General features: G+C 61.6%; 19 protein-coding genes and 1 pseudogene. 9 read left to right on the forward strand and 11 right to left on the reverse strand.

Annotated features, from left to right (window positions below):
- Window positions 1-587 precede the first annotated feature (587 nt).
- Window positions 588-2804, forward strand: a complete 2217-nt coding sequence (locus tag OKW43_RS07235; protein WP_429446224.1) for a beta-glucosidase — start codon at window positions 588-590, stop codon at window positions 2802-2804.
- A 60-nt stretch (window positions 2805-2864) separates the two neighbouring features.
- On the opposite strand, the gene OKW43_RS07240 is transcribed toward OKW43_RS07235, so the two are convergent.
- Complete coding sequence (locus OKW43_RS07240; RefSeq protein WP_429447353.1) at window positions 2865-4187, reverse strand: amidohydrolase family protein; 1323 nt, start codon at window positions 4185-4187, stop codon at window positions 2865-2867.
- 645 nt (window positions 4188-4832) lie between these two features.
- Between OKW43_RS07240 and OKW43_RS07245 the strand changes: the two genes are divergently transcribed.
- Window positions 4833-5699, forward strand: a complete 867-nt coding sequence (locus OKW43_RS07245) for a MipA/OmpV family protein (RefSeq protein WP_429446226.1) — start codon at window positions 4833-4835, stop codon at window positions 5697-5699.
- A gap of 28 nt (window positions 5700-5727) precedes the next feature.
- On the opposite strand, the gene OKW43_RS07250 is transcribed toward OKW43_RS07245, so the two are convergent.
- The 3 genes from OKW43_RS07250 to OKW43_RS07260 all read right to left on the reverse strand — a co-directional run bounded on the left by OKW43_RS07250 (window position 5728) and on the right by OKW43_RS07260 (window position 8137).
- Window positions 5728-6267 carry a thioredoxin family protein gene (locus tag OKW43_RS07250; protein ID WP_429446228.1) on the reverse strand — a complete coding sequence of 180 codons (540 nt, stop codon included), beginning with the start codon at window positions 6265-6267 and terminating at the stop codon, window positions 5728-5730.
- 1 nt (window position 6268) lies between these two features.
- Window positions 6269-6985, reverse strand: coding sequence for a cytochrome c biogenesis CcdA family protein (locus OKW43_RS07255; protein ID WP_187634386.1), 717 nt, complete (start codon window positions 6983-6985; stop codon window positions 6269-6271).
- Window positions 6986-7165: 180 nt separating this feature from the next.
- Entirely contained in the window at window positions 7166-8137 is a 972-nt protein-coding gene (locus OKW43_RS07260) for a LysR family transcriptional regulator (RefSeq protein WP_429446230.1), read from the reverse strand.
- A 214-nt stretch (window positions 8138-8351) separates the two neighbouring features.
- Here OKW43_RS07260 and OKW43_RS07265 point away from each other — a divergent pair, with 214 nt between their 5' ends.
- Window positions 8352-9395 (forward strand): alpha/beta fold hydrolase, encoded by a 1044-nt coding sequence (locus tag OKW43_RS07265; RefSeq protein WP_429446232.1) that lies wholly within the window; start codon window positions 8352-8354, stop codon window positions 9393-9395.
- 380 nt (window positions 9396-9775) lie between these two features.
- Window positions 9776-10123: a DUF4148 domain-containing protein gene (locus tag OKW43_RS07270; RefSeq protein WP_429446234.1), complete on the forward strand. Its 348-nt coding sequence runs from the start codon at window positions 9776-9778 to the stop codon at window positions 10121-10123.
- A gap of 223 nt (window positions 10124-10346) precedes the next feature.
- Here OKW43_RS07270 and OKW43_RS07275 read toward each other — a convergent pair whose 3' ends face one another.
- The 6 genes from OKW43_RS07275 to OKW43_RS07300 form a co-directional block, all read right to left on the reverse strand.
- Window positions 10347-11147: an SDR family oxidoreductase gene (locus OKW43_RS07275; RefSeq protein WP_429446236.1), complete on the reverse strand. Its 801-nt coding sequence runs from the start codon at window positions 11145-11147 to the stop codon at window positions 10347-10349.
- 105 nt (window positions 11148-11252) lie between these two features.
- Window positions 11253-11408 (reverse strand): DUF3309 family protein, encoded by a 156-nt coding sequence (locus OKW43_RS07280; protein WP_018423731.1) that lies wholly within the window; start codon window positions 11406-11408, stop codon window positions 11253-11255.
- A 227-nt stretch (window positions 11409-11635) separates the two neighbouring features.
- Window positions 11636-11842, reverse strand: a complete 207-nt coding sequence (locus tag OKW43_RS07285; protein WP_187634391.1) for a hypothetical protein — start codon at window positions 11840-11842, stop codon at window positions 11636-11638.
- A 354-nt stretch (window positions 11843-12196) separates the two neighbouring features.
- The gene (locus OKW43_RS07290) at window positions 12197-12415 is read right to left on the reverse strand and encodes a hypothetical protein (RefSeq protein ID WP_187634392.1); all 219 of its coding nucleotides are present in this window, start codon (window positions 12413-12415) and stop codon (window positions 12197-12199) included.
- Between the two features lie 194 nt (window positions 12416-12609).
- Complete coding sequence (locus tag OKW43_RS07295; RefSeq protein ID WP_429446238.1) at window positions 12610-12906, reverse strand: hypothetical protein; 297 nt, start codon at window positions 12904-12906, stop codon at window positions 12610-12612.
- An 88-nt stretch (window positions 12907-12994) separates the two neighbouring features.
- Window positions 12995-13261 (reverse strand): hypothetical protein, encoded by a 267-nt coding sequence (locus OKW43_RS07300; RefSeq protein WP_187634394.1) that lies wholly within the window; start codon window positions 13259-13261, stop codon window positions 12995-12997.
- Between the two features lie 433 nt (window positions 13262-13694).
- Between OKW43_RS07300 and OKW43_RS07305 the strand changes: the two genes are divergently transcribed.
- Complete coding sequence (locus tag OKW43_RS07305) at window positions 13695-15761, forward strand: serine/threonine-protein kinase (RefSeq protein ID WP_429446240.1); 2067 nt, start codon at window positions 13695-13697, stop codon at window positions 15759-15761.
- A 27-nt stretch (window positions 15762-15788) separates the two neighbouring features.
- On the opposite strand, the pseudogene OKW43_RS07310 reads toward OKW43_RS07305, so the two are convergent.
- Window positions 15789-17787 (reverse strand): annotated as a pseudogene (locus tag OKW43_RS07310) (SUMF1/EgtB/PvdO family nonheme iron enzyme).
- 306 nt (window positions 17788-18093) lie between these two features.
- On the opposite strand from OKW43_RS07310, the gene OKW43_RS07315 reads away from it, so the two are divergent.
- The 4 genes from OKW43_RS07315 (at window position 18094) to OKW43_RS07330 (ending at window position 21345) form a co-directional block, all read left to right on the forward strand.
- Window positions 18094-18597, forward strand: a complete 504-nt coding sequence (locus OKW43_RS07315; protein ID WP_429446242.1) for a DUF4399 domain-containing protein — start codon at window positions 18094-18096, stop codon at window positions 18595-18597.
- A 46-nt stretch (window positions 18598-18643) separates the two neighbouring features.
- Window positions 18644-19081 carry a DUF4399 domain-containing protein gene (locus OKW43_RS07320; protein WP_187634398.1) on the forward strand — a complete coding sequence of 146 codons (438 nt, stop codon included), beginning with the start codon at window positions 18644-18646 and terminating at the stop codon, window positions 19079-19081.
- A 249-nt stretch (window positions 19082-19330) separates the two neighbouring features.
- Window positions 19331-19618 carry a hypothetical protein gene (locus OKW43_RS07325; protein WP_429446244.1) on the forward strand — a complete coding sequence of 96 codons (288 nt, stop codon included), beginning with the start codon at window positions 19331-19333 and terminating at the stop codon, window positions 19616-19618.
- A 350-nt stretch (window positions 19619-19968) separates the two neighbouring features.
- Window positions 19969-21345, forward strand: a complete 1377-nt coding sequence (locus tag OKW43_RS07330) for an efflux transporter outer membrane subunit (protein ID WP_429447355.1) — start codon at window positions 19969-19971, stop codon at window positions 21343-21345.
- The last annotated feature ends 45 nt before the right edge of the window (window positions 21346-21390 follow it).

Raw genomic sequence — 21390 nt, forward strand, 5'->3', positions numbered from 1 at the left:
AGACAGAGAGGGTTAATCGTTCGCGCTACACAACCCGGTAAGAGGAGCTTTTAGTTTATGGACCATGGCTAGCAACGAATATGGGGAGAATCCGATTTTTGAGATAGGTTCGGCGTAGGCAAGGGTGATCGCGCCCGACACGCCGGCCACCCATCCCGCGCAAGCGAGTGGGTACATGGCATCAGGTATCGCAAGTATCACAAAACCGTCACGCAGTCGTTCGAATGCATCGAGGGGTTGGACGTACATTCTTCCGCATTCACGATAGGAATAAAAAATTCGGCATGAAATTGCCGATCCGTTGTGCGAATTGGATTAATCAACTTTCAATTGGCTTATGTAGGAAAAGACTTACACCTCATTACGCATAAAATTACGTGTATTAGTAAAAGTACTGATGCTGTAGTCAGACTACATTCTTACATTACTCAACACGGAGAGTCGCTACAGCCCATCCAGTTGCGCCGATTCTGCCTTCCAGCAGGCAAACGTTTGCAGTCATCGCTGCACGCCTGTTTTCGCGTCCGCTTTTCACCCATCCGACGCGCTCCGTTGCCCCCAAAAAACACAATTTCGGAGAGACATCCATGCAGAAGAAACTATGGCCGGCCGTCGCGATAGCGGCGGCCGTGAGCGCCGCTGCGCACGCGGAAATCCCCACTCCAGGTCTCGACTTCGCGCCCATGTCGGCGGTGCCGAACGCGTTCGTGTCGGCGGCGGCGCATCGGCGCGCGCAAACGCTCGTCAGCAAGATGACGGTCGACGAAAAGCTGCAGTTCATTCATTCGGAGTACGCGATGTCGGCCGTGCCGGGCGGCGGCGCGGGCTACATTCAGGGCGTGCCGCGTCTCGGCATTCCCGACCTGAACATGGTCGACTCTGCCACGGGTTCGGGCAGCACCATGCAAGCGTCGACGACTTTCCCTGCGACGCTCGCGGTGGCGGCTAGCTGGGACCGGGCGTTGTCGTGGAACTTCGGCAAGCAGATCGCGATCCAGTTGCGTCAGCAGGGCTTCGGCATGGGGCTCGGCGGCGGCACGAATCTCGCGCGTGAGCCGCGCGGTGGCCGGCTCTTCGAGTATCTCGGCGAAGATCCCGTGCTGGCCGGTGAAATGCTCGCGGAGCGCACCGACGGCACACAAAGCCAGAAGGTCATCGCGACGATCAAGCACTACATGGGCAACGAGCAGGAACATAACCGCGGTGGCGGCAACAGCCAGATCGACGAGCGCACGATGCGCGAACTCTATCTGCTGCCGTTTGAAATCGCCGCGCGCCGCGCGCAGCCCGGCAGCGTGATGTGCAGTTACAACGAGGTCAACGGCACTTATGCGTGCGAGAACTCGCACATTCTCAACGACGTACTGAAGAACGACTGGCACTTCCAAGGTCAGGTGCAGTCGGACTGGGGCGCGGCGCATAGCACGGCCCCCGCGATCAACGCCGGTCTCGACGAGGAAGAAGACGTCGGTTCGACCGTCTATCTGACGCCTGCGCTGGTCAAGCAGGCGATCGCGAACGGCTCGGTGTCGACCGCGCGCCTCGACGACATGGTCGAGCGCAAGCTTTACGTGATGATCCGCACTGGTGTGATGGACGATCCGCCGAAGGGTGGCGCGACCATCGACTTCTCGGCCGCGAGAGCGTTCACGCAGTCGGTCGAAGAGCAATCGATGGTATTGCTGAAGAACGCCAGCAATCAGTTGCCGCTCGCAGCCGGTTCGCTGTCGCGTATCGCAGTGATCGGCGGCCACGCCGACGCGGCGGTGCTGACGGGCGGCGGTTCGGGCAACACGCGCGATCCGGTGACGGGCGCATTCGCCGGTTGCGGCGGCTTGACGTTCGGCACGGAGACGGGCTGCAGCTGGTGGACCAATCCGTGGCTGAAATTGAATACGCCGATCGTGTCCGCGATTCAGGCGCTCGCGCCGCAGGCCACGGTGACCTTCGCGGGCAACAGCGATCAGCAGTCGCCGTTTGCCGCCTACACGCAGCAGCAGATCTCCCAGGCGGCGACGCTGGCGGCCAACTCAGACGTCGCGATCGTGGTGGTCACGCAGCCGGCCGGGGAGGACATCGGCGATTTGCCGAGCCTGGGCCTCGCGAATCCGACCAACCAGGACGCGCTCGTCGAAGCGGTCGCGGCGGCCAACCCGCACACGGTCGTCGTCGTCGAAAGCGGCAACCCGGTGTTGATGCCGTGGAAGGATAGCGTGTCGGCGATCGTCGAAGCATGGTATCCGGGCGAAGGCGGCGGCAACGCGATCGCGAACGTGCTGTTCGGCAAGGTCAATCCTTCCGGCAAGCTGCCCGTCACGTTCCCGGTGCACGACCAGGATACGCCGACGTGGGGCACGAATGGCGCGTTTGCGGCGAACCCGGTCTACGCAGAGAAGCTCGATATGGGCTATCGCTGGTACGACTCGCAGAACATCACGCCGATGTTCGAGTTCGGCTATGGCCTGTCGTACACGCACTTCGCGTACTCGGGGCTGTCGGTCCAGCATCTGCCGGGCGGGTTGATCGACGTGTCGTTCAACGTGCGTAACGATGGCCGCGTCGCTGGCGCGGAAGTGCCGCAGGTGTACCTCGGCGTGCCGTATCAGGGCGAACCGCCGCGGCGTCTCGTCGGTTGGGACAAGGTGGGTCTGAATCCCGGCGAATCGCGCCGTGTGCACGTGGTCGTGACGCAGCGCATGCAGAGCGTGTGGGATACGACGAACAACCGTTGGCTCTATGTGCCGGGCAGTTCGGTGTTCGTCGGCGCATCGTCGCGCGACATCCGTCTGCAGGGACACAGCTAAATAGTGTGACAGTGTAGCGAATGCGGGCGCGCGAAGTTGCGCGCCCGCATGTATTGCTGATTATGCTTTCAGCGTGTTCTTGTAGAACTTCCCATCCTTCATCACGATGCGCAGGGTCTGCTCCGGGTTCGCAATCAGGTCGAGATTTTCGAGCGGATTGCCGTCGACGAGAAGCAGGTCGGCGTAGGCACCTTCCTCCAGAACGCCGAGCTTGCGCGGATACGGATTACGGTGGCCGGACAACGCGAGCAGTTGGCCATTGGTGCTCGTTGCCATACCCAATGCTTCGGCTGCGCTATACCACCGCTTCATATGCGTGAGCATCGTTCCTTGCCGCGTGGCGATGACTTGCGAAAAGATCAGGTCCGTGCCGAACGCGACCTTGATGCCATGCTTGCGCGCGAGTTTGAAAACGTTGTCGGTGCCCGCAACCACTGCAAGAAATTTTTCGCGGCTCTGTGGGGCGAGCGGGCCCACGTCGTCTTCACTGACGAACGGCTGCGTGCTCAGCCACGTGCCGTTCTTCGCCATCAACGCCGCACTCTTGTCATCCATCAGATGACCGTGCTCGATGCACGGCACGCCCGCCGCGACGGAGCGTTGAATCGCTTCGGGCGTGTACGCATGCGAGAGGACATAGGTACCCCAGTCGGCCGCTGTTTCGACCGCCGCGCGCAGCTGCTTTTCCGTGAACGTGAGCATGTCGAGCGGACTGCGCGGCGTCGATACGCCACCGGATCCGACCAGCTTGATCTGCGTCGCGCCCTGAATGAACTGCTCGCGCACGCGCAGACGAACTTCGTCTTCGGTGTCGGCGATCGCGGTGCCGCCATCTCGTTCCGTTTGACTGACCTGACTGCTGGTGCGTGGCAGTTCCCATAGCGAACGAAAATCGCCGTGGCCGCCTGTCGTGGTGATCATCGCGCCGGATGGATAGATGCGCGGCCCGGAAATCAGGCCGCTATCGATCGCCTGCTTCAACGCGAACGAAGGGCCGCCCGCATCGCGTATCGTCGTGAAACCGCGCAATAGCGTGCGTTCTGCTTCAGCGCTCGCCGCAAGATGGACGAATGCAATGTCGGATTGAAGGATGACCTGAATTGGCACCGCCGCGAGCAGCGCATGCCAGTGCATGTCGATCATGCCCGGCATCATCACCTTGCCACCGCAATCGACGAGTGTCTTGCCTTCGGTCGAAGCGGGCTGCCCGCGACCCAACTGGCTGATGCTGTTGCCTTCGACAACCACATAGAGGCCATCGCGTAACGTCGACGATTTGCCGTCGAACAAACGGAAGTTCGTGAACAGTACCGGTTTGGCGGGCGGTGCTGGGGGTTGGGTGCTTTGTGCCTGGCTGAGTCCGGGCAGAACCAGACTCAGCATCGATGCCGCGAGACCGGTGACAAAGCCGCGCCGCGACAGGTCGGCACTGATACGGCGGTTTGCATACTGCGCTTGAGTCTTGTCACAAAGACATGAAAACGATGGACTGACCGTCTTATTGCCGATGTACTTTCCTGAAGACATAGCTCACCCATAACGTAGATCACCGTGCATCGAAAGCCGCCGTCTGACTACAGTTCACGATTGGCGACGCGAAAGTCAAGCCAGCACAGAGTATCCCGTGCGACCGGGGATGGCAAATTCGTGTGGCTGAATACAAGCATTAAACTTGCATCTACTAACCGATTACGCCATTGCAGCGCACAATAGAAAAATCTGCTTGCGACGGTCGAAAAGAACGGGCTATGCTCACGTCACTCATTCTGTCAGTGAAGCTCCCGGAATAACGCGCAATACTCAACCCTGCTGGCAATCGAGATGGGCCAAACAAGCGTCCCCGTAAAGCGGAAGCATCGGGTAATACAAGCACGTCTATTTATCACCGCCGTCGTCGCTCGCGGCGAGAATTCTTTTTGCACCGCTGAAAGCGATATTCAACTATTTCACAATTTCACCACTACCCAATAAATATCGAGAGCGCCAAAGTCGTGTTTAGCATTTTTACTTTTCCACGGAGAAACAGAAATGATTGATGTGTCAAAGACACGCATGATCAGGGGATTGGCGGGGTCCGCCTTGTCGCTGTTTGCCGTCGCCGCGATGGCGGACGATACGCTCGGTTTGTCGGAAAGCGTGTTCTCGATCGGCGCGCCGGAAATCACGCAGGCGCCTGCCGCGAACGCGAGCCCGTGGCGCTTTGCGGTCGGCGCGGGGGTCGTGAACATGCCGAAATTTCCGGGCGCGAGTGGCACGAAATGGGAAGTGGTGCCGTCGGTGAGTGTGAATTACGATCGCTTCTTTATCGGCGCGAATCCGGATGCGGCGTCGCTGCTATCGCTCGGCGCGTATTTGTATCGCGACAGTAACTGGCGTGTCGGCGCGGCGGTGACTTACGATTTCATCGAACCGCGCAGCGAGTCCGACGACTTGCGGTTGCACGGACTGGGTGACGTCAAACGCACCGCGCACGCGGAGCTGTTCGGAGTTTATACCTGGGAATTCATCACCGCGCGCGCGAGCGTGCTGACCGATATTGCCGGCAATGACCGCGGCACCGTCGCGACTTTCGATCTGCTTGGCCGCTATCAACCCACTGCGCAACTGACGCTTAGCGCGGGGCCGGGCCTGACGTGGGGAAGCGACAAGTACAACCAGACGTATTTCGGCGTGACGTCCGCGCAGAGCGGGCGCTCCGGATTGCCGACCTACTCGGCCAGTTCCGGTTTGAACCAGTTGCGCTTTTCGATCAATGGGGTGTACCGGATTGCGACGCGCTGGAATGTCGGCGCGAGCATGTCGTTCGCTTGGCTGCGCGGCGATGCGACCGACAGCCCGATCACCGAGAAGACAAGTCAGGTCTCGTACGGCCTTTTCGCCAATTACCTCTTTTAGTGGTCCGCCCGCACCGAAGGCCGAGTCGTCAATTCTTCTGCGCGAGTAGCGCCTGAATCTTCGCCTCGGTCTGCGCATAGTCGCCTTCTCCGAAGTGCGTGTAGACGACATGGCCTTGCTTGTCGATCAGATAGAACGCGGGCCAGTACTGGTTGTTATAGGCATTCCAGGTCGCATACTGGTTGTCCTGCGCAACCGGATAGCTGATGCCGAGCCGTTTGAGCGCGGTCTTGACGTTGCCGGTGTCGCGTTCGAAAGGATATTCGGGCGTATGCACACCGATCACCGTGAGCCCTTGATCCTTGTACTTCTGGTTCCAGCTTTTCACGTAGGGCAGCGTGTTGGCGCAATTGATGCAGCTATAGGTCCAGAAGTCGACGAGTACCACCTTGCCGCGCAATTGCTGCAACTTGAGCGGTTCGCTATTGAGCCATTGCGAAATGCCGGTGAACTCGGGCGCGGTCGGCCCGCTTTGTGGGGACGCGGCGATGGCGGCCGTACTCGTCGAGATCATCGCGCAGGCGGCAAACGCGGTGGACAGTGCGAAGCTTTTCAAGCGGGTAGTCATGTCAAAGTCCTTTGAGTGAAGGGAAAACGGCGGCGAGCCGCGCGTAGAGCAGCACGTCGTATTGCAGATAGATGGCAAGTGCGGTCAGCATCACCAGTACGCCGAATACCTGTTGCAGGCGCTCAGCGTGTCGTGCGACGACGCGTACATGACGCGTCACGTAATGCCCGCCGTAGATGATCGCGAGCATCGGAATCGCCGCTCCGATCGCATACAGCGTGAGCAGCAGTGCCGACCAGCCGAGATCCTGAGCCTTCACGACTAGCACGAGAATCGACGCGAGCACGGGGCCGGCGCAGGGCGTCCATACCGCGCCAAGCGACATGCCGAGCACGAAGCCACCCGCGTTGCCGCTGGCTGGTTGCGTGCCCGGCGCGATGACCGCGCCGATGCGATCGAGCGGCCCCTGCAGTTGCGCGACGAGCCAGTCGTAGGGGCGCGGCCAGATACGCAGAAGTCCGGACAGTGCGAGCAACGCAATGCCGGTATTGCGCAGTACCTGTTGCGCGACATGCACGGTGCTCGACACCGCGCCCAATAGCAGCGCGAAAGACGCGAAAGTCAGAATGAAGCCGGCGACGATGAACAGTGGCCGCGTGCGGCTCGGTTGTTCGACGGACGTGCCGAGCAGGATCGGCATCACCGGCAGCACGCAGGGAGAGGCAATCGTCAGCAGCCCGGCGAGCAGGGCGAGCGGAGTTTCGAGAGTACTGTGCATGGTGGGCGTTCCGTTGGCTGGGATGACCTTATTGGAACGCCCGCACGTATCGGGTTTGTGTCGGCGATCAGCCGTGCTTGCAATGTTGTGTGTCTGCGTACCGCGCAGATACATTGCGACACAAATCGGCTGAGCGGCCGATGCCCGTGGAGGCAGAGGCAGCGCTATCCGAACGCGGGATCAGCGCGCCCTGCGCTTGCGTGCCGCGGTTCCCGTTGCGCGTGCGACTCTGCTTACGCGGGACGTGGAGAACATCGGCATGCGTTCCTCGATCCAGCGCAGCAATTCGAGCGGTCCCGGCGCGAGCGGACGGCCGGTTTTCACGAGCACCCGCGCCTGCGCGCCGGAAAACAGCGGATGCGCGATCGATACCGTCGTCAATTCGCCACTCGCGATTTCGCGGTAGGCAGCGAATTCGCCGATCAGCGTCATAAAGTTGTCGACCGTGACGAAGCGCTTCAATGCACTCAGGGAGTTGGTGGTCAGCGTCGCGGGAATCGACATGTTTTCCGCAAGCTCCGTCATCTTGACGACATGACCGATGCCAAAGGTTGGCGGCATCAGTGCAAGCGGCCATGCACGCAGGTCGTCGAGCGTCGCGGGTCTTTTGCGCTTCGCGAGCGGATGGTCGCTTCTCAACAACAACACGACCGGCTGCGGAGAACTCGCGCGATACTCGAGACGCGTGTGAGGCGGCGGATTGTACGCCAGCCCGATATGCGCACGACTGTCGGCGACTTCTTCCTGGATTGCGTCGACCGCGAGCATATCCAGGCCGACTTCGAGTTCCGGGTATTGGACACAGAATGGCGCGAGCACATCGTCGACCAGCATGTCGACGAAGCCTTCGCTGACCGCTAGCCTGATCTGCCCTCGCTGCAGGCCTTTCAACGCATGCAACTGATCTTCGAGCTTCTCCTGCTGCGAACGGTAGCCGCGCCAGAATTCGAGCAGATGCGTGGCCGCTTCGGTCGGTTTGACTCCGCGCGCCTGCCGCTCGAACAGCACGGCGCCGAGTTCGTCCTCGAGCAGCTTGATCTGCCGCGTAGTCACGGACGGCGACGTATTGATGCTTTCGGCGGCGCCGCGTATGGTGCCGTGAGTGAGCACCTCGTTGAAATAGCGAAGGCGTTGATGATTGATCTCGCGCATGGTATTGGTCGGGTGCGGTTAATGCGTTGCCCAGAAGGCAACGATGTGTGAACTTAGTTGCTCTTGCTGATGACGGATTGCCTTGTCACTATTCGTCTCACCCGATTGGCATCGAAGTCCACTCTGCTTGCACGGTGCTCGCACGCGGCTGCGCGATATCGCGCGAGCGGACCCGATCAATTCCGTATCAAAGCCTGATAAAAGGAGAGTAACCATGTCGGACCAGATCAATAGTCGCCGTCGCCGCTTTCTCGGAACGACGGTCGCGGGCCTCAGCCTGCTCGAATTGGGACTGAGCGGGCTTGCGCATGCGCAATCGGCCGACACGGCCGGTAATGCGAAAGCGGGCGGGCGGATCGCGTCGTTCGAGAACATTCGCTCGATCAATGCGGGCACGCTGAACGTCAGTTACGCGGAAGCGGGTCCGCAGAACGGACCGGTGGTCATTTTGCTGCACGGCTGGCCTTATTCCATCGACAGCTTCGCCGAAGTGACGCCGTTTCTGACGGCGGCCGGTTATCGCGTGATCGTGCCTTATCTGCGCGGCTACGGCGGCACGCGTTTTCTGTCGGCGGATACCCCGCGCAACGGTCAACAGGCGGTGGTCGCGGTCGACATCATCAACCTGATGGACGCACTGAAAATCGACAAGGCCGTGCTCGGCGGCTTCGACTGGGGCGCGCGCACGGTGAACATCATCGCCGCGCTGTGGCCGCAACGCGTGAAGGCGATGGTGTCGGTGAGCGGCTATCTGATCGGCAGCCAGGACGCGAACCGCGCGCCGTTGCCGCCGAAGGCCGAGCTCGCGTGGTGGTATCAGTTCTATTTCGCCACCGAGCGTGGCCGCGCGGGTTATGAGGCGAACCGTCATGACTTCAACAAGCTGATCTGGCATACCGCCTCGCCGAAATGGAATTTCGACGACGCTACGTTCGAGCGCTCCGCCGAATCGTTCAATAACCCGGACCATGTTGCCGTGGTGATTCACAACTACCGCTGGCGTCTGGGGCTCGCGCAGGGCGAGCCGCAATACGACGAACTCGAAAAGCGCCTCGCCACCGGACCGACGATCGCGGTGTCGACCATCACGCTCGAAGGCGACGCGAACGGCGCCGCGCATCCCGAGCCCGCAGCATACGCGAAGAAGTTTACTGGCAAGTATCAGCACCGCAACATCAGCGGCGGTATCGGCCACAACCTGCCGCAGGAAGCGCCGAAAGCCTTTGCGGATGCGATTCTCGACGTCACGCGGCTTTGATCGAGCCGGCGCGCGCCGGCTCCTCTTCTGAACGGAACCCAGTAGTCGAACGTACGGCTGCTGGGGTTTTTTTATGGGCGGGCCATCTGCAACACACCTGCAACCCGTACGACGCGTGCAATGCCGGCCCTGCACGGCATGTCCGAAAGCAGGTTTTGTATCGCAATGTATCGACACCGTACGCAGACAAACAGGCTTGCACAAATGGGGGGTGACAAAAACATTGCAGATACGTTGGCCCGTTCTAATGTCTTCACGCAAGGGTGATTCACAACGTTGCGTGTGAATCAGGCGGGACATGACAGTGTATCTGCGTTGATGACTTCGCGTCCCGCTCAATCCTTTGATCCCCTGATGGTTTTTATACCCGGAGAAGACTGATGAAACTCATTCAATCGCTGATCGTCGCCGCACTCGTTGCCGCTCCCGTCGTTTCGTTCGCGCAATCGCAACCGCAACAGGCGCTCACGCGTGCTGAAGTGCGCGCGGAGCTGGTCCAGTTGGAAAAGGCGGGCTACAACCCGGCCAGCGACAACACGCAATACCCGCAGAACATCGAGGCGGCACAGGCGCGCATCAGCGCGGGCAATGACGCGGCGGCATACGGTGGCATCGCGAACGGCAGTTCGGTTGCGGGCTCGCACGTGCCGATGAAGCATGCGGCGGCGGATCGCGCGAACGACGGCGCCAATATCGTCGGCCTCGGTTCGATCTACGCGCATTCGTGATCGATGCAATCAAGCAGGCCGTCCGCGCGCATCGACGCGCGGACGCGTTTGCCTGTACCGTGCGATATCAATGAAAAATGAGGTACAGGATGATCAGTACGATCAACGGAACACCCAGCAGCCAGCCAAGTAGGTAAGGCATGATGTCGTCTCCTTTCGTATTGAAGTTCGACTACGCAGGAGTTTCAGCAGGCAGCATGCCCGGCTCGAACCGTATCGGGGTCTAGCCATTATTGGAAAAGCCCGGATACAACGTCATTCCACCATCGACGAATAGCGTCGTACCCACCACGTAATCGCTTTCATCGGACGCAAGCCATACCGCCGCCTTGCCGATATCTTCCACCGCGCCGACGCGTCCGTAGGGGATCAACTGCAGCAGCTTGTCGAGTGCTGCTTGTGAATCCCACGCGTCTTCATTGATCCGCGTACGGATTGCGCCCGGAGCGATCGAATTGACGCGAATGCGCTCGGGCGCGACTTCCTGCGCCAGCGATTTCATGAACATCTGAATGCCGCCTTTCGACGCGGCGTAATTGACGTGACCAGCCCACGGAATGACTTCGTGAACCGAACTCATGCAAATGATCTTGCCGAGCGCTTTCGATGCGGTCGTCGGACCGCGTCGGCGGAATTCCTTTACCGCAGCCTGGCAGGTCAGAAACTGGCCCGTCAGATTCGTCGACAGCACGAGCTGCCAATCGTCGAGCGTCATGTCGGCGAATGGGCCGTCCTTCTGCAGTCCTGCATTCGCAACCACGATGTCGACACCACCAAAACGCGCACGACTCATATCGAAGAGGTTTGCGACCTGAGCGGGATCCGACACGTCCGCCTGAATTGCGATCGCCGATCCACCGGCCTTTTCGATTTCGTCAGCGAGTTTTTCACCAGGTTCTGCGTGCGAATGATAATTGAGCACGACCGCCGCGCCAGCATCCGCGAGTGCTTTGGCGACACCATAGCCGATTCCCGAACTCGCGCCGGTAATCAGCGCGACCTGATTGGCCAGCAATTTTTCCATTGCGTGCTCCGGCAACGACGAAATCGCGAAACCGCCGCCCACCAGCGCGCGACATCGCCCGGGTAGACGGCGGCCCGCCTGGGGTTCCAGTCCACTACGCGTGGCCTATATCACGCCGGCAACCAGCAGAACGATCACGACGATCAGTACGATGCCGAGTCCACCGGTCGGACCATAGCCCCACGATCGGCTGTGCGGCCACGCCGGAAAAGCGCCGATCAGCAGCAGAATCAGCACGATGAGAAGAATAGTTCCTAGCATGTTGTGACCTCCGCCTGGTTTCGACACACCTGCTTGACCTACGTTGGCCACAAGGCCGCAGGGATTATCCCTCGGGAGCAAGGCATGTGCCCAAGGCTGATCGTTCGGTCGGATCGCCAGGGCGGCGCGCGCCGCGTGCGGAGATGCAGCAGTCGATTGAAACGGCACCCGGCGCGTGCAAAACGTCGGTAGGGTGCCGTTTTCCAATTGCGGACACATCGCGCGTCCTATAGGTAAGTTCCGCCGATGCGGCCTTCGAAGATCGCGGTGTTGATGTCCCAATCGTCGACGGTACCCGTGCCGCCACCGTTCACCCTGACGACTACCGAGCGGCCGCCGCGCAGCGTCTTCATCTGTTCGACGGTCAGCGTTTTCTCGCCGGGTGGGTCGCCCGCGCCAGGCGGTAGGTCTTTGATGATCACATTGGCTTTCATGGCATTTCTCCTTGACGTGGAAAGGCGGGCACAGTGCGGCGCCCGCTCCGGTTTCTGCAAGGCCTATGCCAATGTGGCGGAGCATGAGCCGAAAATGGAGCGGGGGCCGCAATGCAAAGCCTGGCAAGCATCCGTGCTATAGGCGCGTTGAATCGCAAGGGACACGATCGCGATTGCGAGTCGAAGTGTTCGTGCGCGTCCCACGAGTCGCGTGCGAGTGGTTGGGGCGCAGCGCAGCGCCGCGCATCGAGAAGTCACGCGTGCAACACTCAACGGGAAGCGCAAACAGAAACGGCACGCGCGATGTGCGCGTGCCGTGATGGTGATACGCCTCAGCCGGCGGTGTTAGCAGTGCTAGCGGCGTCGGCGCTTGCGCGGCGAGGCTGCTTCCGCGATACGCAGATGCGCGGCCGGAAAGCCCGGCGGGTACTCGACGACGCGCGTCGCGGCCGGCACCAGCGGCGCGGCGAGACTCGAGCGCGCGCCGACACGGGCGCCGCCGAGGATCGCGGCCATCGCCTCGCGGTCCAGTTCGACGCTTTCGGTCAGATCCTTGATGCACAGCTTCGCCATGACGGCTCCAGAAAAATGCGCCGGCGGCCAGACCCATTCGGGTTCCGGCCGCCGTGCTCGGAATGTGTTCGGTGTGTCGTTCGTTGCACTCAGGTCTCGACGCACTATTAGTATAGGAAATCCGTTCGCGGCGCGCATGGAGGCAATGTTGTCGTGGCAGTGAAGGAAACCCCGTCCCCCGCTGCTGCCTCGGCTTACACGGCGGAATAATTGCCGCCCCACAGCGTGGGGTCGACGTTCAGCTTCAGCGGCACGAAACCCGCGCCGATCACGCCGACGTTGTTGAGCGCTGCGACATCGACGTTTTGCTGCTGAACCAGGTTCTGATTGATTGTGACGTTGACATTGGCGATGCCGGCAAGGCTGCCGAGACCGCCATAGCCGTCCGAGGGCGTGGGCACGTGGCTGCCGGTGCCGCCGGCGATCCCGGACATGGTCCGGCGGTCGAGTTCGCGGGTGCCGGACAGATCGCGAATCATGAGGGATGACATGGCATTTCTCCAAACACGTAAGGAACGCGGATATGAATGGCACGCGGCGAAGCGGCCCGCTACAGCGGGCGGCTCGCCGCGCCACGCATTACGAGTTGTTGCTGTTGCTCGAATTGATATACGGCATGAACGTCGACGTGCTGCCGTCGGAGAACGCAACGTTGTTGCCGTTGGCGTTCTGGAAGTTCAGTTCGTTAGTGATCAGTTGCGTCGTGTCGGTGTTCTTGATTTTGGTCGGCGCATAGACCGGGCTGAAGTTGTAGTAGCTCGGCCCGAAGCCGCCGCGTACGGCGCGCATGGCCTTGCTGTCGAGTTGTTCGGTGACGGACAGGTCTTTGATCATCAGCGTTTTCATGGTGAGTCTCCTGAAGGAAGTGTTCGCAGTGTTGCGAGTGGTTTCGAGCAATCCGTTTGCTCGGACATCACTAACGCACAGGTTGTGCCAGTTTTATTCATGTCTGCTGAGAAAGTCGACGAATCCTTGTCGTATAAGGGATTTGCGGCCGCGTCGGCCACCGTGCCGGCGAACTCGACGTGCGTCGACGCGCTTCGAGCGGTGGCGGAGGCCCGACATCGCGGCGAGCCCTGTTGGATGGCACACGACATTGCGCGAGCCAGCACGCGGCGCGGCGCGCGGCTGATGCCTGTTTTGCCTGGTTTGCGAAAGCGCGGATCGGGAGCTAGTATCGAAACGGCACATGTAACCGGTTACGACAGGTTTTCTATCAACCCGCGTGGCTTCGGTCGCATGCGACACGGTCAAGCGGCAACGGCGGTGCTTCGCACAAATGGCTAGCCTTGCGCGTGTGATTCTCGACTTCCAGAGCGGCGAGCTGTCGCGGGACGAGTTCGTCGCGCAGCTCGACAGCGCGTTGGCGACCGAGCAACTCGGTCCGACGCGGCTGCTGGAGACGCTGTACGCCGCGCATCATCAGGCGCCGTTGCCCGAAGACCTCTATCTGGAAGTGCGGCGGCGCATCGAGCAGCTGCGCGTGTCGAACGTCGCGGCGGGCGGCGAGGAAACTGGCATACAGACCTCGATCGAAGTGCCGTCGCTGCGTTCGTCGAGCGCCGGCAGCGCGGGCAGCGCGGGCAGCGCGAACACGGCCGGAAGCGCCGCGCACGAGACCATCAAAGGCATCGGCGATACGCTGAACAATCGTTTCGTGCTCGAAGAGTGCCTTGGCGTGGGCGGCATGGGCACCGTGTACAAAGCGCTCGATCTGCGCAAGCTCGAAGCGTCGGATCGCAAGCCGTATCTTGCGATCAAGGTGCTGAACGTCCAGTTCCGCGGCAATCCGAATTCGCTGGTGGCGTTGCAGCGCGAGGCGCGCAAGGCGCAGGTACTCGCGCATCGCAACATCATCACCGTGTACGACTTCGACCGCGACGGGCCGATCGTCTATCTGACGATGGAGTACCTGAGCGGCAAACCGCTGAGCCAGCTGCTGCGCACGCCCGGCTATCAGGGCATGCCGGTGCGGGCCGCGTTGCCGATCGTCCGCGGCATGTGCGCGGCGCTCGCGTACGCGCACGAGCGCGGCTTCGTCCATTGCGACTTCAAACCCGCCAACGTGTTTCTGACCACGAATGCCGAAGTGAAAGTGATCGACTTCGGCATCGCGCGCGTATTCCAGCGGCCGGAAGAGGAGAGCGACGCGACGGTGTTCGATCCCGGCAGTCTCGGCGCGTTGACGCCCGCCTATGCGAGCCCGGAGATGATCGAGCATCGCGAGCCGGACCCGCGCGACGATATCTATGCGCTTGGCTGCATCACGTACGAACTGCTGACGGGACATCATCCGTTCGATCGGCTGTCGGCCACGCAGGCGCGCAATGCCGATTTCAAGCCGCAGCGTCCGCCGAATCTCGATGCCCGACAGTGGCGCGCGTTGCGTGCCGCATTGTCGTTCGATCGCGATACGCGGATGCCGAGCGTGGTGCGCTTTATCGCCGAGTTCGACAACGAAGCGCGCGCGGAGAAGTCCGGAACGCTCGCGTGGTTCGGGCTCGCTACGCTGGCCGTCGTGTGCGCGGTCACGGTGGGCGTGTTCGCTGTTCGCTCTGGACCCAACCGGCGGCAAGCCGCGCAAACCGTGGCGGCGGCAACCCAGGGTGATCAGGTCGATCGGGCGGGTGGGGCGTCCGCCGTCGCGCCCGCGCCGAAGCCCGCGTTGACGCTCGCCGCGATCATGCCCACGCTCGCCCAGGTGCCGTGTTCGGCGTTATCGGGTGCGGTGCAGGACCACGCATTGACGGTTCGCGGTTTCCTGTCGCAGCGCTATGGTGCCGCGCATCTGAAGGAGACGTTGGCGGCGCTGCCGGGCGTCGATACGGTTTCGCTCGACGTGCGGCCGCTCGCCGACGATAAATGCGACTTCGTCAAAACGCTCGCGCCGTTTGTGGTGCGCAACTGGCAGGCGGGGCGCGTAGCGTCGCTGCAGATGCGTCCGCCAAGCGGTTTGCTGACCGAGAATGACTCGCTGGTGGTCGACCTGAAAGCGCCCCCGTTCGATTCCTTTGCGACCGTCGACTACTACCAGCTCGACGGCCACGTCGTGCATATGGTGCCCAGTCATCTGTGGCCGGACAATCAGATGCAGCCGAACGGCGGTCCGTACACGATCGGCAGCAATGCTGGCGACTGGCTCGTAGCGAAGCCATTCGGCTCCGAGATGGTGGTACTGGTGATTACGCCGGTACCGCTGTTCGACAAGCTGCGCCCGCAAAGCGAAGCGCGCGACCATTATCTGCGCGCACTCGAAACGCGGCTGAAGCAAATCGGCGGTCAATACGGGCAGGATCGTGTATTGGCGGACTTCGCGCCGATTACGACCAGACCCGCCACGCGATGATCCGTCACAGAGCCCGTCGAAACGCCGTCAGTGCAGATCCTTGACGACGCGAAAACCGTCCTGCGATTGGCGCACGCCGGCGCTGTATTTGAAGCGCGTCGCGCTGAGCATGTAGTCGCCGCCTTCGCGCCATGAGCCGCCGCGAATTACCCGCATCTCGCAGCCGGGCGAGTCCCACGCTTGGCCATCGAGGGGCGCGCCCTGATAGGAGTTGTGCCAGCAGTCGGCGGTCCATTCCCAGACGCCGCCGTTCATGTCGTACAAGCCCAGCGGATTCGCGGCGAACGTGCCGACGTTTTCCGGTCCTTCCTTGTGCCACGGGTCGCCGCAGTCCTTGCAATTGGCGGTGCCCTTGCGCATCTGCTGGGCCCCACCAGTACGCGGTCGTGGTGCCGGCGCGGTCCGCGTATTCCCATTCAGCTTCGGTAGGCAGACGGTACGGTTTGCCGGTCGATTTGGCGAGCCATTTGACGTACTGCTGCGCGTCGTCCCAACTGAGATCGCGCGCGGGTGCGGCCTTGTTGCTGTTGCTCTCCGGCGTCAGCTTCTGGCATGCATTGGCGGCGACGCACGCATTCCATTGCTCGACCGTCACCGGGAATTTGCCGATCGCGAATGGCGCGCCGATGCTCACGTGATGCACAGGCTTTTCCGAGGGGTCGTCGGTATTGCTGCCCATTGCGAACGAGCCGGCGGGTACCGCGACCATGATCGGACAGGTCGCGCAGTCGCGGATCTCACCGGCGGTCGGCGGATGGGCGACGGTCTTTTGCGCGAGTGGCGCTGCGGCGGCCGTGGTCGGCGGCGTTGGCGCTGGCGCTGGCGCGGCCGCGGGGTGCGGCGGGGGCGGGGCGGCCGCGCTGGCTTGCGTCGCGGGGCGAGCGAGCTGGGCAGCCGGCGTGGCGCTCACCGCGGGAGTCGATGCCGCCGAGCGCAATCGATCGATACGCGCATGCGCGAGTGTAGCGAAGCGGCCATTCGGGTAGGACTTCAGGTAAGCGTCGTAATCGGCCGGGTAGTTGCTGTCCTTGATCGACTCCCAGAACGTGATTTCGTATTGTTCGCCGCTTTCTTTGGGCATGATGCCGCGACTACGCAGCGTGACGGCGCGATCGTCTGATGTATTCGACGACGCGATTGCGATTTCGTCACTCGTGGGAATAGAAGAACGCGCGACAGAGAGCCACGGTTGCTGCGTTCCGCGGGTGGCGGCGCGTACTTCGTCGGCGACGTGCCGGAACAGCACGGTCAGCGATTGGGACGATGCGTCGGCGTCATTGAGCGCTTGCAGCAACGCACCGGTATAGACGCCATGCCGTGGACCGTCCGCCGCGAAACCGCCCGGTGAGGTTGCATAAGCAATCACAGTGGCGGCCGGGATCCCCGGCTGCTCGATCGCGACGGCGGCGGGCGTAAATGGATTGTCGAGGCACGTATCGAGAATCACGAGATTGAGCCGGCCAGCGCGAGCGGACTGCATCGCATGCAAAACGGTCTTCAGATCGACGCCGTTATTCAGTAGCGACACCGGCGCGCGGGTATCGGCTCGCGCATCGAGTCTCGCCGCCGGCAACAGCAGCGTTTGCCGGCCTATCTGCATGCCGTGTCCGGCGAAATAGAACAGTGCGATATCGCCTGTTTGCAGACGTCGTTGAAATTCGTCGATGGCCGCGCGCATTTGCGGCGGTGTAGCGTTCGTTCGCGTGATGACTTCAAAACCCCGCGCACGGAGTGCATCGCTGATCGAGTCGGCGTCGCGCGGCGCATTCGCGCGGATCGGGCTAGTCGCGTCGCCGTACTCGCCATTTCCGATCACGAGCGCCACGCGCCGCGAATGGGTATGGTCACGCGACAAAGCAAATGGTGAGAGGAGCAAAGCGGTATCAGCCGGCCGACCCGGATGACTCGTCACCCAAGCCGCGCTCAGCTCGATGCTTTGACGTTGCGTCGCGGCACCAGCACCGTCCCACTGCGCCTGGATTGCCCCAACCACGCACACCAGCAGGAATCGTCGCCACATCTTCATATCCCGTTTGTACCGGACAGTATTCAGGCCATTCGTGCACCAGGTTCGCGCTGCCCACGCTGTTTCTTAACGATAGCACGCGCTTTGCGTCACAACTGTCCGGGAGTCCTTAACGCGTCATACGGTTAACGATCATTGCGTATCTTTTTGGCAAGTGACGTCCTAAGCTGATTCACAAAGTCACGTCCCACGGTCGTTTTAACTAGGTGGCTGTGCGTCGCTTTCAACGCGCGACATGCCGCTCGAACACCCGGAAGGTCATCGATAGCCGGGCCCAGCCATGACTCCTGTTCGGGAGAGTGCGCTATGCGAAGAACCCGTGTTCCCCTTCTTTTGATTAGGCGTCATCTGGCGCAAGCGCATTGCGGCGGATTACGCACGGCGGTATGTGCGACGCTCGTCGCGATCTGCTTCGGTATCGGAACTGGCGGCGTCGCGCGCGCCGAACAGACGCAGTCACCGCCGGGCGCCGAGGAGTACATCATCTGGCCGTCGGATGGCGCGGTGATACACGGCGGCAAGCTGTGGGTGCGCATGGGACTGCGCAATATGGGCGTGTGTCCGAAGGGTGTCGCGTTGCCCAATACCGGCCACCATCATCTGCTGATCGACACGGATTTGCCCGCCCTCGATCAGGAGATTCCGTCGGATCGCCAGCACCTGCATTTCGGCGCGGGCGAAACCGACGCACGCATCGAGTTGCCGCCCGGCAAGCACACGCTGCAGCTGATACTCGGCGACCATCATCATGTGCCGCACGTACCGCCCGTGTACTCGAAAAAGATCACCATCACCGTGCTAAAAGACTAACGCGATCCGTTCGTTCGAACTGGTCGATCCGGAACGGAGAGTCCTGATGAAAAAGATCATTGCGGCCGCCGCGTTCGTCGCAGCGGCACTGGCGGCATGGACCGCACCGCAACGCGCGTTTGCAGCGGAGCCGGCGCCCCCCGGCGCCTACGCGTACATCGGCTATCCGAACGATGGCCAGGTGGTGCCCGCCAATAAGCCCTTTCGCGTATGGTTCGGCCTGCGTTTCATGGGGGTCGCGCCAAAAGGCGTCAAGTACCCGAACACAGGCCACCATCATCTTCTGATCGATACCGACCTGCCGCCGATGGATCAGGAGATACCCTCGGATCGCCACCATCTGCATTTCGGCGCGGGCGAAACGGAAACGATGATTCAATTGCCGCCGGGCAAGCATACGTTGCAGCTGTTGATGGGCGACGACATGCATATGCCGCACAACCCGCCGGTGTATTCGAAGAAGATCACGGTGATCGCGCGCTGACTGTCATCATGCAGCCAACAATGTCGCGCGCGCTGTTGGCTGCCATCCACCATTCACGAGACTCGCTCTGCCGGTTGTTCATGACGGAGCAGCGGGCGCGGTCGTCCAAGCCCTTGCGACAAGGCTTTCGGAACGCGAACGACGACAGCGAGGCACTCCTGGCATAGCCCATGCGTCAGTGGCGCCCGAGCAGACAAGTTGCTCGAACCCGACGCACAACGATGCGCTTCCCCTTCCAGGAGATTTGCCATGAACACGCTGATGATCAAGGACCTGTCCAACACCGAACAACTCGACAGCAAGGCGATGAGCGCCGTGCGCGGCGGCAACGGCTACTACTGCCCGATGTCTCCGTCGTACTTCAGCTACACGCCCGCCTATGCGCCGACCAGCATCAAGAACGTCAGCACGACGCAGATGATCAACACGGAGATCAACATCCAAAGCGCGAACGGCAACAACACCGCGTTCAGCGGGGGTGCGACGACGACGATCGTACCGTGCGTGAACTCGAGCAACTACTCCGCCGTGTCCTGAGCGACGCGGCGCACGCGCGGCCCGAGCGGCCGCGCGTGCGCGCCCTGCAATAGGCTGGCCGCTCAAAAAGACCGCTCATTCGATCGTCCTTTCCACGCATCCTTCGCGTATCCACCGCTCCCCGCATCGACATTTCCGCCGCTTCATGCCGACGCCGCGCGAAAAACGGCCAGGCCTGAAGCCAGGCACTGGCGTGAAACGGGCGGATGCAATTGGAGATCATCGTGTCAGCATTGCCGGAATCATCGCCCGATTCGTCGCGTGATTCGCAGGACCTTCAGCGGGTTTCCGCCGCGATCGGGACGCCACGCCGTATCGGGCGTGTGCTGCGCGGCATCGGCGCGGCGACGATGTGCGCGGTTGCGTTGACAGCGTGCGTCGACGTGAGGATGCCGGCTTATCAACGCCCGGACACGCCGGCCAAGACATCGTGGTCGGATCGCAAGGGCGCGCCGGTATCGGCTGCGGAGACGATCGAGCGCGATTGGTGGAAGGGCTTCCAGGACCAGTATCTGAATACGCTGATCGACAAGGCGATCGACGGCAACTTCGATATCCGGGTGCTGGCCGCGCGTATCGAAGTCGCGCACACGCAGATCAGCGAGACGCAAGCGGGCGCATTGCCGACCGTGGACCTCGGTGCCGGGGCCAATATCCAGAAGTCGACCGGCCAGCCTTTGACGAGGACGTACAACCTCGCGTTGCAGGTGAACTGGGACATCGACATCTGGGGCAAGGTCGAAAAAGGCGTGCAGGCGCAAAAGGCCGAATTCCACGCGAGCGAGGCGGATTGGCGCGCGGGGTATCTCGAACTGGTCGCGAACGTGGCCAGTACTTATTTCCAGATCCTGCAATTCGACGATCAGATCGCACAGCAGCAAAAGACCATCGCCACGAACCAGCAAATCCTGACGATCTACGAAGGCCAGGCGCGCAACGGGCTCGTGCCGCAAACGCAGGTCTTGCGCCAGCAGGCGGAGATCAACCGGCTGACCAACGATCTGTTCGAACAGCGCCGCGCGCGCGCGGTCGCCAACAACGCGCTCTGTACGCTGCTCGGCGTGCCGGCCGGCGAGTTCCAGGTGCCACCGGGTCATTTGCAGGACCGCGTGAAGTTGCCGGGCGTGCCCGAAGGTCTGCCCGCGCAATTGCTGTCGCGCCGCCCCGACGTGGTGGCGGCCGAATTCAGGGTACTCGAGGCCTATGACCTCGTCGGACAGTCGAAGCTCGCCCAATTGCCGACCATCGGCCTCACCGCGCAGGGCGGCACGGCAAGCTACGCGCTCAACCAGTTGCTGAAGTCGTTCACGTTCGGCCTGATGCCGAGTATCGACATTCCGTTGTTCGATCCGGGCGTGCGCGCACATGTGAAGGTGACCGAAGCGCAATCGAAAGTCGCCGCGCAGCAATATCGCGTGGCCGTGATGGGCGCGTTCGAGGAAGTAGAGAATGCGCTCGTCAATCTGAGTGCCCATAAGGCGCAGCACGCGGAATTGCAGCAGCAGGTGGCGCGCCTGCAGATCGTCGCGGACCAGATCCAGTCGCAATTGCGCCTTGGCGTCGTGTCGCAACTCGAAGTTTTCGAAGACGAGCGAACCTTGCTGGAGGCGCAACAGGCGTTGCTGGAAAACCATCAATTGATTCTGTCCGACACGGTAACGCTTTATAAGGCGCTCGGCGGCGGCTGGCCAGGTGTCGACGTAGAAGCGCAAGTGAAAGAGAAGTAACGAAGCATTCAGCTAAACCAGGCGTTGGCGTACCAGGCGGGTATT

Source organism: Paraburkholderia sp. WC7.3g (assembly GCF_050436345.1).
In the GTDB taxonomy this organism is placed as follows: Bacteria; Pseudomonadota; Gammaproteobacteria; order Burkholderiales; family Burkholderiaceae; genus Paraburkholderia; species Paraburkholderia podalyriae.